Source organism: Marinobacter sp. 2_MG-2023, assembly GCF_030546935.1.
Lineage (GTDB): Bacteria > Pseudomonadota > Gammaproteobacteria > Pseudomonadales > Oleiphilaceae > Marinobacter.
Genome location: NZ_JAUOPH010000004.1, coordinates 359,019 through 374,876, shown reverse-complemented (window position 1 = coordinate 374,876; position 15,858 = coordinate 359,019). Strand labels below are relative to the sequence as shown.

13 protein-coding genes are annotated in these 15,858 nt (G+C 52.5%); 11 read left to right on the top strand and 2 right to left on the bottom strand.

Annotated features, from left to right (window positions below; translation table 11 throughout):
• Window positions 1-139 precede the first annotated feature (139 nt).
• The 9 genes from tkt to Q4501_RS12270 all read left to right on the top strand — a co-directional run bounded on the left by tkt (window position 140) and on the right by Q4501_RS12270 (window position 9,932).
• A complete protein-coding gene (tkt, locus tag Q4501_RS12310; protein ID WP_303596537.1) occupies window positions 140-2,140 on the top strand; it encodes a transketolase in 2,001 nt (666 codons plus the stop codon).
• On the top strand, window positions 2,140-3,183 hold the full coding sequence (locus Q4501_RS12305; RefSeq protein WP_303596536.1) for a type I glyceraldehyde-3-phosphate dehydrogenase: 1,044 nt from the start codon (window positions 2,140-2,142) through the stop codon (window positions 3,181-3,183). The genes tkt and Q4501_RS12305 overlap by 1 nt, the downstream gene beginning before the upstream one ends.
• A gap of 66 nt (window positions 3,184-3,249) precedes the next feature.
• The gene (locus Q4501_RS12300) at window positions 3,250-4,410 is read left to right on the top strand and encodes a phosphoglycerate kinase (RefSeq protein ID WP_303596535.1); all 1,161 of its coding nucleotides are present in this window, start codon (window positions 3,250-3,252) and stop codon (window positions 4,408-4,410) included.
• 48 nt (window positions 4,411-4,458) lie between these two features.
• A complete protein-coding gene (gene fba / locus Q4501_RS12295) occupies window positions 4,459-5,523 on the top strand; it encodes a class II fructose-bisphosphate aldolase (protein ID WP_303596534.1) in 1,065 nt (354 codons plus the stop codon).
• A gap of 172 nt (window positions 5,524-5,695) precedes the next feature.
• Window positions 5,696-6,745 (top strand): TRAP transporter substrate-binding protein DctP, encoded by a 1,050-nt coding sequence (gene dctP / locus Q4501_RS12290; RefSeq protein ID WP_303596533.1) that lies wholly within the window; start codon window positions 5,696-5,698, stop codon window positions 6,743-6,745.
• Window positions 6,742-7,728, top strand: a complete 987-nt coding sequence (locus Q4501_RS12285; protein ID WP_303596532.1) for a diguanylate cyclase — start codon at window positions 6,742-6,744, stop codon at window positions 7,726-7,728. The genes dctP and Q4501_RS12285 overlap by 4 nt, the downstream gene beginning before the upstream one ends.
• Window positions 7,729-8,189: 461 nt before the next feature.
• Window positions 8,190-8,717: a HEPN domain-containing protein gene (locus Q4501_RS12280; RefSeq protein ID WP_303596531.1), complete on the top strand. Its 528-nt coding sequence runs from the start codon at window positions 8,190-8,192 to the stop codon at window positions 8,715-8,717.
• A gap of 26 nt (window positions 8,718-8,743) precedes the next feature.
• Window positions 8,744-9,154: a hypothetical protein gene (locus Q4501_RS12275; RefSeq protein ID WP_303596530.1), complete on the top strand. Its 411-nt coding sequence runs from the start codon at window positions 8,744-8,746 to the stop codon at window positions 9,152-9,154.
• A 115-nt stretch (window positions 9,155-9,269) separates the two neighbouring features.
• Entirely contained in the window at window positions 9,270-9,932 is a 663-nt protein-coding gene (locus tag Q4501_RS12270) for a cold shock domain-containing protein (protein WP_303596529.1), read from the top strand.
• Window positions 9,933-10,058: 126 nt separating this feature from the next.
• Here the strand turns inward: Q4501_RS12270 and Q4501_RS12265 are convergent, their stop codons facing one another.
• A complete protein-coding gene (locus Q4501_RS12265) occupies window positions 10,059-10,586 on the bottom strand; it encodes a TIGR02281 family clan AA aspartic protease (RefSeq protein WP_303596528.1) in 528 nt (175 codons plus the stop codon).
• A 216-nt stretch (window positions 10,587-10,802) separates the two neighbouring features.
• On the opposite strand from Q4501_RS12265, the gene Q4501_RS12260 reads away from it, so the two are divergent.
• On the top strand, window positions 10,803-13,547 hold the full coding sequence (locus Q4501_RS12260) for an AAA domain-containing protein (RefSeq protein WP_303596527.1): 2,745 nt from the start codon (window positions 10,803-10,805) through the stop codon (window positions 13,545-13,547).
• 75 nt (window positions 13,548-13,622) lie between these two features.
• Complete coding sequence (locus Q4501_RS12255; RefSeq protein ID WP_303596526.1) at window positions 13,623-14,021, top strand: hypothetical protein; 399 nt, start codon at window positions 13,623-13,625, stop codon at window positions 14,019-14,021.
• A gap of 90 nt (window positions 14,022-14,111) precedes the next feature.
• Here Q4501_RS12255 and Q4501_RS12250 read toward each other — a convergent pair whose 3' ends face one another.
• Window positions 14,112-15,602 (bottom strand): helicase HerA-like domain-containing protein, encoded by a 1,491-nt coding sequence (locus Q4501_RS12250; protein WP_303596525.1) that lies wholly within the window; start codon window positions 15,600-15,602, stop codon window positions 14,112-14,114.
• Between the last annotated feature and the right edge of the window lie 256 nt (window positions 15,603-15,858).

Below are 15,858 nucleotides of genomic sequence, written 5' to 3'. Positions count from 1 at the left end.
ACACACAAGCGGCATGTTGATTTGCCCCGGCACACCCTAATCGGCGAAAATACGCGCCTTATTTTTAAGCAGCTTTTTCAAGCATTGTAAAAAGCCCTGGATTGCTTCCTATTTTTCGTAAAACATTGGAGAAACGTTGATGCCCTCTCGTAAAGATCTCGCCAACGCCGTTCGCGCGCTGAGCATGGATGCGGTCCAGAAAGCCAAATCCGGCCACCCGGGTGCGCCCATGGGCATGGCGGACATCGCCGAGGTACTGTGGAACGACTATCTGAGCCACAACCCGGCTAATCCACAGTGGGCCAACCGCGACCGCTTTGTACTCTCCAACGGCCACGGCTCGATGCTGCAGTACTCGCTGCTGCACCTGAGCGGTTACGACGTTTCCATCGACGACCTCAAGAACTTCCGCCAGCTGCATTCAAAAACCCCGGGCCACCCGGAATACGGTTACACGCCGGGTGTTGAAACCACCACCGGCCCGCTGGGGCAGGGCATGGCCAACGCAGTGGGTTTCGCACTGGCTGAGAAAACACTGGCCGCGCAGTTCAACCGCCCTGGCCATGATGTGGTTGACCACTACACTTACGCGTTTCTCGGCGACGGCTGCCTGATGGAAGGCATCTCCCACGAAGTATCTTCGCTGGCAGGCACCCTGGGCCTGGGCAAGCTGATCATGTTCTACGACGACAACGGCATCTCCATTGATGGCGAAGTTGAGGGCTGGTTTACCGATAACACACCACAGCGCTTTGAAGCCTATGGTTGGCAGGTGATTGCCAACGTTGATGGCCACGATGCTGACGCCATCCGTGCCGCTGTAGAAGCAGGCCGTGCCAATAAAGATCAACCCACGCTGATCTGTTGTAAAACCATCATCGGCTTTGGTTCACCCAATAAGCAGGGCAAAGAAGACTGTCACGGCGCGCCTTTGGGTGATGACGAAATTGCACTGACCCGCGAAGCACTGGGCTGGACTCACGGCCCGTTTGAAGTTCCGGCCGACATCTACAGCGCCTGGAACGCCAAGGACAAAGGCGCAACGGCTGAAAGCGTTTGGAACGATACCTTTGCAGCTTACGAAAAAGCTGAGCCGGAACTGGCAGCCGAGCTGAAGCGTCGCATGGCAGGTGACTTGCCTGCTGATTTCTCTGAAAAAGCTCAGGCTTACATTCAGGAATGTCAGGACAAGAGCGAGACTGTTGCCAGCCGCAAGGCTTCCCAGAACACCCTGAACGCCTACGGCCCGTTGCTACCGGAACTGCTCGGCGGCTCTGCCGACCTGGCAGGCTCCAACCTCACCATCTGGAGCGGCTGTAAAGGCGTGAGCAAAGACGACGCCAGCGGTAACTACATCTATTACGGTGTGCGTGAGTTTGGCATGGCTGCGATCATGAACGGCGTTGCCCTGCACGGTGGTTTTGTACCCTACGGCGCGACCTTCCTGATCTTCATGGAATATTGCCGTAACGCGGTGCGCATGGCCGCACTGATGAAGCAGCGCTCCATCTACGTATTCACCCACGACTCCATTGGTCTGGGCGAAGACGGCCCCACACACCAGCCGGTTGAACAGCTGGCCAGCCTGCGCACCACGCCGAACATGAGCACCTGGCGCCCGGCCGATGCCGTAGAGTCTGCCGTTGCCTGGAAATCCGCTCTGGAACGCAAAGACGGCCCAACGGCCATGATCTTCTCCCGTCAGGGTCTGCCCGGTCAGGCGCGTGATGCGCAGCAACTGGCAGACGTTGCCAAAGGCGGCTACGTGCTGACAGACAGCGAAGGCACTCCGGACCTGATCCTGATTGCCACCGGTTCCGAAGTGGGTCTGGCCCAGGATACCGCTGCCAAGTTGCGTGAGCAGGGTAAGAAGGTACGCGTTGTATCCATGCCGTCTACCGACGTATTCGATGCCCAGAGTGCCGAGTACAAACAGCAGGTGTTGCCGCTGGAAGTCACTAACCGCATTGCCATCGAAGCCTCAATTGCCGACTACTGGTACAAGTACGTTGGCCTGGACGGTCGCGTTGTAGGTATGACCACCTTTGGTGAATCTGCGCCAGCTGGTGAACTGTTTAAAGAGTTCGGCTTTACCGTGGACAACATCCTCGAAGTTGCCGCGGAGCTTCTGGACGCCTGATGACAGCACCTGCGCCTTTTCGTATTGCTATCAACGGCTACGGCCGTATCGGCCAATGCGTGTTGCGTGCTCTGTACGAGAACGGTTTTCGCGATCATCTTCAGGTGGTCGCGATTAACGAGCTTTCTGATATCGACACGATTGCACACCTGACCCGGTACGACTCTACCCATGGCCGCTTCTCCGGAAGCATTGCGGTGGAAGGGCAGGAACTGATTGTTAACGGCGATCCCATCCGCGTGCTCAGCCATTCGGACCCGGCCGAGTTGCCGTGGAATGAACTGGACATTGATCTGGTGCTGGAATGCTCCGGTTCCTACTCTGACCGGGCGACCGCGGAACGGCACCTTCAGGCGGGCGCAAAACGATTGCTGTTTTCCCAGCCTGCGGAATCGGATGTCGACCGAACGGTGGTTTACGGAATCAACGAAGGGGAAATCACCGGTGCTGATCGCATTATGGCCGCAGGTTCCTGCACCACTAATTGCCTGGTGCCGGTGATCTGTGTGCTCGATAAAGCCTTTGGTGTGGAGCAGGGCAGCACCACCACCATCCACGCCGCCATGAACGACCAGCCAGTCATCGACGCATACCACCAGCAGGACTTGCGCCTCACCCGTAGTGCGTTGCACAACATAGTGCCGGTGGACACTGGGTTGGCGCGCGGTGTGGAGCGGTTGCTGCCTCATATGGAAGGTCGGTTCAGTTCCGTGGCCTTGCGTGTCCCCACCATGAACGTATCTGCCATCGACATGGTGTTCAACGTGCGGCAAGAAACTGATGTGGCATCGGTAAACCGTGTAATCAAAGAGGCCGCCCAGGGCCCGCTGAAAGGCATTCTCGGTTATACCGACGAACTGCTGGCCAGCTCCGACTTCAACCACGATGCCCATTCCGGCGTTGTGGATGGCGGCCAGACCCGGGTAACCCGGGGCACCATGGTGAAAGTGTTGTGCTGGTTTGATAACGAATGGGGGTTTGCCAACCGGATGCTGGACGTAAGTCAGAGCTGGTTGAGCAAGACCGCAGAGGTTCAAGACTGAATAGGGGGCAGGCGACGAATCGCCTGCCCCCATCTTCAAGATTTAAACGTTAAGGACAAGAGTGTTATGGCCATCAAAAAAATGACCGACCTGAACCTCGCGGGCAAACGGGTTCTGATCCGCGAAGACCTCAACGTACCGGTGAAGAACGGCGCTGTTTCCAGCGATGCCCGCATCCGTGCCTCCCTGCCAACCATCAAGGCGGCAAAAGACGCCGGCGCCAAGGTGATGCTGATGTCCCACCTGGGGCGCCCGGAAGAAGGCGTTTACGACGAAGCCTCCTCCATGAAGCCGGTTGCCGAGCACCTCACCAAAGTGCTTGGCCAGGAAGTGCGCCTGATCAAAGACTACCTAGAAGGTGTTGAAGTCGCTGACGGCGAAGTGGTGCTGTTCGAGAACGTGCGCTTCAACAAAGGCGAAAAGAAAGACGACGAAACCCTGGCCAAGCAATACGCCGCGCTGTGCGACATCTACGTGATGGACGCCTTCGGCACCGCGCACCGCGCCCAGGCCTCAACCCATGGCGTTGCCCGCTTTGCACCGGAAGCCTGCGCCGGTCCGCTGTTGGCGGCAGAGCTGGAAGCCCTGGGCAAAGCCCTGGATAACCCGGCCAAGCCAGTTGTTGCCATTGTTGGCGGCGCGAAAGTCTCTACCAAGCTCGACGTGCTCAACGCCCTTGAAAAAGTGTGTGACCAGATCATCGTCGGTGGCGGCATTGCCAACACCTTCCTTGCGGCTGCTGGTCACCCGGTAGGCAAGTCCCTGTGCGAACACGACCTGCTGGAAACTGCCAGAGATATCGCCTCCCGCGTGAACATACCGCTGCCGGTCGACGTTGTGGTTGCCAGTGAGTTTGCAGAAGACGCTACAGCCACCACCCGGAACATCTCCGACGTAACTGAAGACGACATGATCCTGGACGTAGGCCCGGAAACTGCGGGCCAGTTCGCTGAACTGCTCAAAAATGCCAAAACCATCCTGTGGAATGGTCCTGTGGGCGTGTTTGAGTTTGACCAGTTTGGTAACGGCACCAAAACCCTGGCCAACGCTATCGCCGAGAGCGATGCTTTCTCTCTGGCCGGCGGTGGCGATACCGTCGCGGCCGTTGACAAATACGGCATAGCTGACAAGATCTCGTATATTTCCACCGGTGGTGGTGCCTTCCTGGAATTTGTGGAAGGTAAAGTGCTGCCAGCTGTTGCCGTACTGGAAGAGCGCGGCGCGTAGGACTGCGAACCAGATTTCAAACAAATGTGTAACTAAGGAGACAACCAAATGGCCCTGATTTCGATGCGGCAAATGCTGGACCACGCCGCCGAGCATGGTTACGGTGTGCCAGCCTTTAACGTAAACAACCTGGAACAGATGCGCGCTATCATGGAGGCGGCTGACAAAACCGACTCCCCGGTGATTGTTCAGGCCTCTGCCGGTGCCCGCAAATATGCTGGTGCCCCCTTCCTGCGCCACCTGATTCTGGCCGCTATTGAAGAATGGCCCCATATCCCGGTCGTTATGCACCAGGATCATGGCACCAGCCCGGCCATCTGCCAGCGCTCCATCCAGCTGGGCTTCAGTTCTGTAATGATGGACGGCTCCCTGGGTGAAGACGGCAAAACGCCTATGGACTACGAATACAACGTAGACGTAACCCGTCGTACCGTCGAAATGGCTCACGCCTGTGGTGTATCTGTAGAAGGCGAACTGGGTTGCCTGGGCTCCCTGGAAACCGGCCAGGCCGGTGAAGAAGATGGCATTGGCGCCGAAGGCACCCTGGACATGAGCCAGATGCTGACCGACCCCGAAGAAGCCGCCGACTTCGTGAAAAAGACCCACGTAGATGCCCTGGCTATCGCCATCGGCACCAGCCACGGTGCATACAAGTTTACTCGCCCGCCCACAGGCGACATCCTGGCCATTGAGCAAATCAAAGCCATCCACAAACGCATTCCAGACACCCATCTGGTCATGCACGGCTCCAGCTCCGTACCCCAGGAATGGCTGAAAGTGATCAACGAGTTTGGCGGTGAGATTCCGGAAACCTACGGTGTACCGGTTGAGGAAATCGTGGAAGGCATCAAGCACGGTGTGCGTAAAGTAAACATCGACACCGACTTGCGCCTCGCCAGCACAGGTGCAGTGCGTCGCTTCCTGGCCCAGAACCCGGCCGAGTTCGACCCACGCAAATTCCTGAAAGCCACCATGGTCGCCATGACCGACGTGTGCATCAGACGCTACGAAGCCTTCGGCTGCGCCGGCCAGGCCAGCAAGATCAAGCCAATCAATCTCGAGCGTATGTTTGAGCGTTACGAGTCTGGTGAGCTGGATCCGAAAGTTAAGTAAGTTGCGTTAAAGCAGTCCCTGGCGCTTTGCCTGGGGCTGTCATGTCCCCCCATTGAACTCACTCCTCGATATTCATTACCCATCTTAATTAAGTATTGTAATGGACAACGGCTGATGACTTCTTTTGATCCTGGGTGGGGGCGCCAACGCGCACGTTGAGGGCATTTCGTGTATGTGGGTTAGACCTCTGGTTGCGATGGTTTTGATCGCCGGGTTTTCCATCGCCTGGAAGGTATACGACCGCATTCCTGTTCAGGTTGTTGGTCAGCAGCATGCGTCGGGTTCTGTGCACATCGAGGAAAGAAAATTTTTTGAGGACCTCGCAGAAACGACGGACCTGCCACTTGAAATTAACTATACACCAGTCGATACCCTTGGATTCAAAGATACCCACCAGTTAATCATGTTGAGAGAAGGCGCGCTTGATCTTGTTTCGCTGCGGTTTCCTCAGAACGCCTGGGTTGAACCCGCATTGCTCGGTGTGGACCTGCTCGGCGGAGCGGTTGATGTTGAGAACGCTTACGCAATCATGCAAGCCTACGCTCCTGCACTCGACCGTCGCCTGCAGGACCGTTTCAATGTGAAATTGTTGGGTATGTGGCCGTTTGGCCCTCAGGTGTTTGTCTGTAGAACACCGGTTGAGTCCCTACAGGATTTTGAGGGGTTGAGGATACGAGTGAGTAATGAAACCTTCTCGCCCCTTATAGAATATTTTGGTGCCTCGCCGGTCATTATGTTGTTTGAAGACGTCCAAATGGGCCTGCGTAGCGGGCTGATCGACTGCGCCATCAGTAGCGCCGCCTCGGCTAATGCAGCTGGATGGCCGGAATACGCAACCCACTTCTTCCGGCTACGCACACAGGCGGGGGTCAATGGCTATGTTATTAACCTCAGCCTCTGGAACCGCTTGTCGCGTCACCAGCAGGAGAGGCTGGAACAGGCCTTTGAAGCTTATGTGGACGCCATATGGGCGTCTGTTGAGCAACTTCATTTACAGTTTTCAGCGTGCAACACGGGTCAACCCTGCCAGGACGGCACGCCTTATAACCTGGTTGATGTTGAGCCGAGTGAGCAGGACTACCAGTTACTGGGCCAAGCTTTTAAAGAGACCGTCTTTCCAAAATGGGCGCAGTACTGTGATGAGCTCTATCCGGGCTGCTCCGATGAATGGCGAGAGTTGGTGGAACCCGTTCTAATAAGAAAATCAGGTGGTCACCAGTGAGAGATCTGGACCAGACCCCCTGGTTACAAAAGGCGAGACTGCCACTCAGCATAGTCGGTGCCTTAAGTGCGTTGATACTGGCACTGAATTTCAGCTTGGACCTTCTGTCTTTGCTCAACATACAGTGGGAGCACCAGCTTTTACTATTGATCCTGCTGATTTGCCTTGCGGGCTGGGCACTGGCCGAGGTGTTGGTGTTGCACCTTCAGCGAAGCCCGGGCGAGCCCCTCCTGAACTCACTTAAAACATTGCTGATCGTCCAGTTAGTCGTCCAGTGTGCGCGACTAGGACTGTTTTTCCTGGGAAGCTCGATCACGGTCGACAAGACCTACGGCATCAGGGTCGTAGAGCTTGGTCTGATTTTCGTGTTTTTGCCCGTTTATCTGGTGGTATTTCTGCTGGTCGGCCGCGCTTTGATCATGAACTACGTCGCTGAAATCAAATCTGCATACCGGAAGTTGCAGAACTCGAGTCAAGCATTGACGAAGCTTGCGACCACGGACCCTCTCACAGGCGCTTTTAATCGACGACATTTTGAAGAGAGAGTCGAAGTAGAAGCTTCGCGAACACTGCGCCATGGAACGCCTCTTTCATTGATAATATTCGATATCGATTACTTCAAGAAGATCAATGATCGCTTTGGCCACCACAGTGGGGATGAGGTTTTGGTCCGGTTAACCGAGCTGACCCTTCAAAATCTGAGAGCCAGTGATGTTCTGGCCCGTTGGGGTGGTGAGGAATTCATCATCCTGTTACCTCAAAGTGATGCCAAAGAGGCACAGAAAGTCGCTGAAAAGCTGCGTCTGTCGATGGCTGAACAGGTTTTTGGCGAAGTCGGGCATCTTACCTGCAGTTTCGGAGTTGCAGAAGTTGTGCCCGGCGCCCCTCTGACCAGTTGGGTGAATAGAGCAGACCAGGCTCTCTATCAGGCTAAGAACAGCGGCCGCAATACTGTTTGTGTTGCTGATCTACGCCTGGGGTAAATTGGTTTCAGGCTTTGGAGAACGGAAAACGCCCGCTACGAAGCCTTCCTCTATAGCTCCACTTACATTCTGATCGCCGATAAGCCGACTACGAAACACTTCTCTTCACCCGAATGAACACGTTTTTGCAAAGAGCTACGGCAGATAGTCCGGAAATGGGCTAATGTTGAAGGTAGTAAGCTATGGATGTAGCTCTGGCAGTGGGTGATGCATTGCCGTTGGAAAGAGCGTCGAGCGACTAACGGCTCATGGCAAGGTGTTGAGGATTCGGTGTTATTGCAATAATGAAGATGTCACGCGATTACAGGATGTGAGCGGCTTTATTTTTTAACGTTCTGATTTTGTGAGTAAAAATCTATGATTGGGGCGTGGAAGGTTGCGTAAAATGTGGAAGTCACGTTTTTGCAATAATGAAGCGTGCTATCTAATACGCTGTTAGAATTTCACAAGAGGAAACGAAGTTGTCTGACGCTGGGAAGCTATTCGAATACTCGATAAAAGATGCGGAAAAGTTATTAGCGCGATTTGATTTAGATAAACAGGATCCTACGAATGGGTCAGAGGCCCTAAAACGGGCTGGTATGGTTATCGCGCTGGCCGCTTGGGAAACTTATGTCAAAGATCGATTTCGTGAAGAAATTGATGTTTGGCTCTGCTCTTTAAAGGGAAGCCAAATATCGAATTTTGTGTTAAAGAAAGTCGATGAAGAACTGAAGCGTTTCTTCAACCCAAATCACGACCGCACCAAAAATCTTTTCAAAACCTATTTCGACATTGATATCACTGAGCATTGGAAGTGGGATAATTATCAGCCGCCGCAAGCAAAGAAGGCTCTAAATGAGCTAATTTCAAAGCGAGGAGATGCCGCACACAAAGCTACCACTAACGCCTACTCAGCACATATTGTGAAGCGAGATGATTTAGAAAAGGCCATTAGATTTTTGAAAGGCTTGGTGAATGCAACTGAGAACGTGAAAATTGCCAAATAATTGCTGTTAGCAAGTAAGGAAATCACATGGATGAGTGGCAGTACCTTTGGGATCACTTCAAATTTAACGCGGAGCAGAGACTAAAAGGCTTCAACTTCTTTGTGCTTCTCTCGATATTCGCAGATGGTGGTGTTTTCACCGCTATCGACAGACACTTCAATCCTGTCCTTCTCGTATTGCTTGGCTCTTTCATCATCATTCTAGCGCTGGTTTTCTGGCTAGTAGACCTGAGGAGTCAGCACCTATTACGCCTCACTATCCCGGGCCTCAAGCAGTTAGAAAAAGAGTTCCCTGAACACAGCAGACTGTTCGCAAATGATTCGGGTTGCCACGGGAAAATTGTCCGATACAGCACTGCTTTTCGCGTGCTGATCTTCTGCCAATTTATCTTTGGCGCGGGTGTAGTAGTCTATGGTGCAACCCAATGGGCTTGCTAACCAATCGCTTAAGTACGCTCCCGGCCCGAGGGCCGTCCACCGGATGCCCTTGTCAGGGCACCGCTTAGCTTCGCGTTAAATGGGTTAGTCAGCCCCAAGAAACATTAGGATAGTTATGAAAGGGAAGGTTTGTCAGTGGAAAGATGACAAAGGGTTTGGCTTCATTCAGCCCGAGAATGGAGGCGAAAAGCTGTTTTTCCACATTTCGAGCGTCAAAACAACTGCGAGGCGGCCTGAAGTTGGAGATAGCGTTTTATATGACCCAACGCGAGATTCCCAAAATAGATTAAGAGCAAAGGGTGTTGTCATTGAAGGCGTTACCAAAGCTTCGGGAACGTCAGCCAAAAGTCGGCATAGTAAAATCGAGCCACCAAGAAAAAATGCTATCGATTACGTTTCGATTCTGGTTATTTTAGGTTCATTTATTGCCCTTGGGTTTGCGTTTTTTCGCACCAATTCAATCGAAAGCTCGTGGGTTTTTGGTGCACCTGCAGTCGTGGGCTTCTTCATTTTAAATCGACAGCGGAAGCCTCTCGAAAAGAACTTTACCTGTGCTCGTTGCAAAGCGGTTTCAGCGTTTGATCCAAGAACTGTCCAGGCATGGAACAATGGTTTTCTCAAGCTTTACTGTAGTAGCTGCCACCGCCAGTGGCTGGCCAATAATCCGCGACAGGAAAGAGCGCAGGCTCGAAGTAGTGGCGGATGTCTTGGAGCGTTTGCAATGATGATGTTATTGCCAGCGCTGGGCGGTGCGGCTGTATATCAGTGGTTGGTGTAAGACCATTTAACAATCGCATGAAATTCGCTCTGCACTTGCTGCCTCCAGCGGGCGCCCTCATCTTCTGAAACAGCTCGGACAGTGACAGACTTCCAAGTTATGGCGATTGAGAGGCTCCCCTCCATCTCAATGTGTTCCCTGGCTCAGGGTCAAAACGCCCGAGTGTTGGGAGAAGTTAAGTTGTCCAAGCACACTCATGCCTAGCAGGACCATGTCCGGGTCCATCTCCGGGTTAATGGTGCCGGGTACATTATTGAATGTGATATCGCCCATGCGGAGTTCCGGAATGGTTGTATCCCACACACGTACGGTACCAGCCGCAGTGCGTGCAAGGCTGGGCTGCATCCGGACAAGGCCTGCGTTTTGGGCGATGTGTTCTGAGACAGACACGGTTGTCGCGCCGGTATCGAGGATGAAGGTCACGTTTTGGTCATTGATAGTGCCATTTGCCAGATAATGGCCCTGGCGGTTTGCCTGCAGTTTAATTTCGGTGACGTCGCCGTCGGTGTGGCTGACCAGTTGCTGGTTCGGGTTGGTTTTGCGGGAGTCCCAGCTACCGAGTAAATAGGTTGCAGCGGTGAGGAACACAATCCAGAAAACAGCGAAGTAAAGAAGGTATCGGGTTTCGGGTCTGATGGTGCCAGGTTTACTCATTCTGTTCCTTTAATTGGGGCGTCCGGCTGGCTGTTTGAAGTCTAACCCATCCAGAGCGTAAGAGCAGGGGTCTCGTAGATTACAGCCCGACTGTTTTTGGTTACATTGTGCTTGTAGTCTTTTGGGTAGTGGTTGAATGACTGCTTGCCTGGTTCATCTCATACCTTGCAAAGCACTCCAATCAGTTTTTTCAGAGCAAATAATATCGAGAGGGCCATGGTCACCATCCATGTAGACGGCCAGGATAAGACCAAGCAGATCAATGATTGGAAAATACGGGATTCTCGTAAAGGCCTGGAGCTGACCTGCTTTTTCCCCTCAGGAAAATCCTACACTCGTCCGCTTAGTGAATGCCAAGTCACGCCCACAGAAGTGCTGGAGGACGCGCTCCTTGTTAAGAAAAACGGTAGCGTGTTCGGGCAAGTGGATAGGGCGGTGGTTTATGGTAACAAACAGGCAGTTGTCCAGTATTCGGAGAATGCTAAAACCTACGTTATGAATATGGACAACATCCGGCTTGTTAAAAAAACAAAGCTCAAGGATGGAGAAGTCTTCCGTTACTTCGTTTCTGTGGCCGAGGCCAGGTTGGAAAAGGCGAAGGCAAGCTCTAAGGAAGATGCCGCGATTGCGGAAAATGTGTTGCGCCAACTGAAGGCCCTGCCTTCAAATCCAGAGATTGTATTGAATTCATACTGCACAGGCTTCAGTCAGCCAAGAGAATCTCAAGAAAATCTTATTTTTCCCTTTGGTATCAATGAGAGCCAGCTAGAGGCCGTGGCGGGCGTTTTCTCCTCGCAGGTAAGTATTATCAAGGGCCCTCCCGGCACAGGAAAGACCCAGACGATATTGAATATTGTTGCCAATATTCTGCTAAGGAATGAAACCGTTGCCATCCTTTCCAACAATAATACCGCCGTTGAAAATGTGTATGAGAAGCTGGGTAAAGAAGGGTTGGACTTCCTTGTCGCCAAGCTCGGCAACAGAGAAAATCGTAAGAATTTTTTTGAAAATACTCCCTCGCTTCCAACAGGAGAGTCTCCACCTGCGCCGTTATTGAATGATATCGAGGCAGATGTGGAGAATTTAAAGCAGTTTCTACATGCACGGAACGAGGTGGCGAAACTGCAAGCTGAAGTCGATGAACTGAACATCGAGAGAAAGCATTTGCTTCACTGGCGGCAGGAGAATCTGGAAACTGACCCAAACTCGCCCAAAACTGACCCATTGGAAAAATACCGGTTATCAAAGCAAAAGATCACCGATCTGATGGCTTATCTTACTATGCTGGATGACAAGCCCGTCAGCATGAGGAACAGAATAGAGCTGTGGTTGAATTTCCGGATTTTGCGCATCAAACCTTTTAGTACCACCGATAAACGCGACGCCACAATCCATGCGTTGCAACTGAGATACTACGACAAGTCCTTGCAGGAAAAAGAAGCTGAGCTGGCTTCCTGTCAGGAGACTTTGAAGAATGGTGACTTCGACGCATTATTAGCGAGCGTAACCACTTCCTCGATGGCCTACCTGAAAGATCAGCTTCAACAACGAAAACGGCCTGAGGAAGCCTTTACTTCGGAAGGGTACCGGGACCGGATCGATGCGTTTCTGAAGAGCTATCCCATCATCGGCAGCAGTACGCACTCCATCATCAACTCGCTTAAGTCAGGGACGGTTCTCGACTACGCCATCATTGATGAAGCCTCCCAGCAGGATATTATTCCGGGAATATTGGCGTTGGGGTGCGCCCGGAACCTGGTTATCGTTGGTGACGGAAAACAATTGCCCCCAATCTTTACGAAGACTGGTAAATCAGCGCCTGATAGAGCGTATGACTGCGAAAAGTACAGCTTGCTGGATTCCTGCCTTCGGGTTTTTGGCGACACCATTCCGGTTACCCTGTTGAAGGAGCACTACCGGTGCCACCCCAGAATCATCCAGTTCTGTAATCAGCAATTCTATGACAACGAACTTATTCCGATGACTCAGGATGCGGGCGAAGATGTCCTGCAACTTATAGTAACTGCCAAAGGGAATCACACCCGGCTCTACAAAAACCAGCGAGAGCTGGATTCATTACTCCATGTCCTGGAAGGGGGCGAAAGCAGCCAGTGGGATGAAGCCTCCAAGCGAGGATTTATTGCACCATACAACGCACAGGTTGCGCTTTCGCGCTCTCACCTTCCTGCCAGCTTCATCAAAGATACCACCCACAAGTTCCAGGGCAGGGAATGTGATGAGATTGTTTTTTCGACGGTATTGGACAAGAAAGCCAGTAACCAGAAAAATCTGGGATTTGTGGATGATCCCCATCTGATCAACGTTGCGGTGTCCCGCGCAAAAGAAAAGTTTACGTTGGTAACAGGTGATGATGTCTTCAGTGCGTCGAGTGGGCCTGTTGCAGCTTTGATACGCTATATTGAGTATTACGCGAATGAAGCGGCACAAGTCCATCGCTCACCCGTTGTGTCGGCTTTTGATCTGCTCTACGCCGAGTATGACCAATCCCTGGAAAAGCTGCAGTCTGCTTTAAGGGCGGGCGATTCACAATTCAGGTCGGAACAGATAGTCGCCCAGATACTGCGCGAACGTCTTTCTCTTCCTGCTAATCAGGGGATAACCTTCCATACGCAGATAGCCTTGAATCAGTTGGTGTCACTTAACAACGAAGCTTTGACCGCCAGAGAGCGCGGGTTTATGAAGGGCCGAAGCTCTTGTGATTTTGTGCTCTACTTCAAGGTGGGTAAGAAACCGCTAGCCGTCATTGAGGTAGACGGAGGTGATCACGAAAAGCCTCAGCAGAAGCAATGGGATGCCCTGAAGAATAGCATCCTTCAAAAAGGTGGTTTGCCTTTGCTTCGGCTGAAAACGGTCGAAAGCCATATTGAAGAAAAGGTCGGGAAGTTTTTGGTTACAGTGACCGGTACCACTCGCGTTAATACAATGGAAGTTAGCGAATAAAATGGGCGGGACGAGAAACACTTTGTGTTTTCGGCTTATCTCAATACAGTTCAGTCAACGAAGGAGTAATCCGCTATGCTGTCGCACCTTCGAATTTTCACGATTCTTGCGATCGGAATCATTACCTTGGCGGGCGATGTATTAGCAGAAAATGCATCTCAACAGAGGTACCCCGATGTCATTTCAGCCGAGGTGCGCGCCACCGGCGATGACAGCTTCAATTTCGACGTTACTCTTTCCTCACCCTACGACACGCCACAACGTTATGCAGATGCATTTCGGGTGATGGGAAAAGATGGCACGCTCTACGGCGAACGAATACTTCTACACGATCACGCCGCCGAACAGCCCTTCACCAGAAGCCTCCATGCGGTCAAGGTTCCAAAGTCCGTTGCAACGGTGGTCATTCAAGGCCGTGATCAACGTTTCGGCTATGGAGGTAAGACCGTTGAGGTTGCCCTGCCAGGGAGATAAAACTGTTGCGCTATAAGAAGGTCCCTGATGAAGGCTGGCTTAAGCACAACGGGCGAACCTATGAGTGATCCCTTCGAAGCATACTCCTCGTTAGCGCCCTTTAAACAGGGATCCTAGCAGGCCTCGCATAACTCCCCGTGTCATTTCGCGGCCCATCGTACGCGCTATGCTTTTTGCCATGGTTTCAAAGACCCCCTGGCGTGAGGAGCGTCGACGCTGTGGGGGCTTTTTGCTTTTACTGGCTGGCGGTTTATAAACCCGGCTTTTATCCAGGGCTGCTTGCTCAGCTTCTTTCGCAGCTTTCTCCGCGCGTTTTTGCAGAATTTCGTGAGCGGATTCGCGGTCTATAACCTGGTCGTAGCGAGGGCCAAACTCACTGAGGTTGAGAATACGTTTACGTTCTTCTGCCGTAGCTGGCCCCATGCGTGAAGAGGGCGGACGTATAAGCGTTTGATCAACGATAGAGGGCGATCCTTTGGCATCGAGGGTAGAGACCAGGGCTTCGCCGACACCGAGTTCCATTATGACTTTTTCAGTATCCAGTTCGGGGTTTTCTCTGAAGGTTGAAGCGGCTGCGCGAACGGCTTTTTGATCACGAGTGGTAAAGGCTCTCAAGGCATGTTGCACCCGGTTGCCGAGCTGGCCGAGTATTTTGTCGGGGATATCGGTAGGGTTTTGTGAAACAAAATAGACGCCTACGCCCTTGGATCGAATTAATCGCACCACCTGTTCCACTTTTTGAAGCAAAGCTTTCGGAGCATCCTCGAATAGCAGGTGAGCTTCATCAAAAAAGAACACGAGCCTGGGTTTTTCAGGGTCACCAACTTCGGGTAGTTCCTCAAACAACTCGGCCAATAGCCAGAGCAGGATGGTGGCGTATAGCTGGGGCCTTTCGATCAACTGGTCTGCAGCCAGCAAATTAATGTGCCCCCGCCCATCCGAATCACAGCGCATCAGGTCGGCGAGTTCCAGGGCCGGTTCGCCAAAGAATTGATCTCCGCCCTGTTGTTCAAGTTGTAACAAGCGACGTTGTATCGCGCCTACGGATGCTTTGCTGACGTTGCCATATAACGCAGTGAGCTCCTTCGACTGCTCGGACACAAACGTCATTAATGCACGCAGGTCTTTGAGATCAAGCAAGGCCATGCCGTGATCATCGGCAAGCTTGAAGGCTATGTTGATAACGCCTTCCTGAGTGTCGTTTAGTTCCAGCAGACGAGACAGTAAAAGCGGGCCCATATCTGAAATGGTCGCTCGCATTGGGTGCCCTTGTTTACCAAAAACGTCCCAGAACACGGTGGGGAATCCCGCGAAATTGTAGGGTTCAAGGCCAACCTGCTCTGCGCGCTTGGCAAGAAAAGGTTTGGCAGTGCCTGGCTGGGAAATGCCAGACAAGTCGCCTTTCACATCGGCCATGAATACCGGCACACCCTGGGCGGAAAAGCCTTCCGCCAGAATCTGCAGGGTGACGGTTTTGCCGGTACCGGTTGCTCCGGCAATAAGGCCGTGACGATTGGCGCGACGTAACAACAGGTTTTGAACAGAACTGCCTTTGCCTATGAAAACTGAATCTTCCAGCACCGGATTCACCTCTAGTTTGTTAATAGCCAAGATCATCGGCGGCCATAGGGCACGGTTAGTTCATGCTGAGTTCGGCTGGGATTGCACGAGATTTATCAGTATGGTCGATAAATTGATCAAGGGCTAATATGGGCATGGGGCAACGAAGGAGTTCTTTGGTGATGCATTTGGATGGTCGTTTATCGATTACGGCACTGAGTACGTGGCAATACAGAACGCCGGTCTGGATGGCGACCTCAGGAAAGAGAGGTGATAT

Coding starts and splice junctions, on each gene's coding strand:
- tkt (WP_303596537.1), top strand. CDS start 140: ATGCCCTCTCGTAAAGATCTCGCCAACGCCGTTCGCGCGCTGAGCATG.
- Q4501_RS12305 (WP_303596536.1), top strand. CDS start 2,140: ATGACAGCACCTGCGCCTTTTCGTATTGCTATCAACGGCTACGGCCGT.
- Q4501_RS12300 (WP_303596535.1), top strand. CDS start 3,250: ATGGCCATCAAAAAAATGACCGACCTGAACCTCGCGGGCAAACGGGTT.
- fba (WP_303596534.1), top strand. CDS start 4,459: ATGGCCCTGATTTCGATGCGGCAAATGCTGGACCACGCCGCCGAGCAT.
- dctP (WP_303596533.1), top strand. CDS start 5,696: ATGTGGGTTAGACCTCTGGTTGCGATGGTTTTGATCGCCGGGTTTTCC.
- Q4501_RS12275 (WP_303596530.1), top strand. CDS start 8,744: ATGGATGAGTGGCAGTACCTTTGGGATCACTTCAAATTTAACGCGGAG.
- Q4501_RS12270 (WP_303596529.1), top strand. CDS start 9,270: ATGAAAGGGAAGGTTTGTCAGTGGAAAGATGACAAAGGGTTTGGCTTC.
- Q4501_RS12265 (WP_303596528.1), bottom strand. CDS start 10,586: ATGAGTAAACCTGGCACCATCAGACCCGAAACCCGATACCTTCTTTAC.
- Q4501_RS12260 (WP_303596527.1), top strand. CDS start 10,803: ATGGTCACCATCCATGTAGACGGCCAGGATAAGACCAAGCAGATCAAT.
- Q4501_RS12255 (WP_303596526.1), top strand. CDS start 13,623: ATGCTGTCGCACCTTCGAATTTTCACGATTCTTGCGATCGGAATCATT.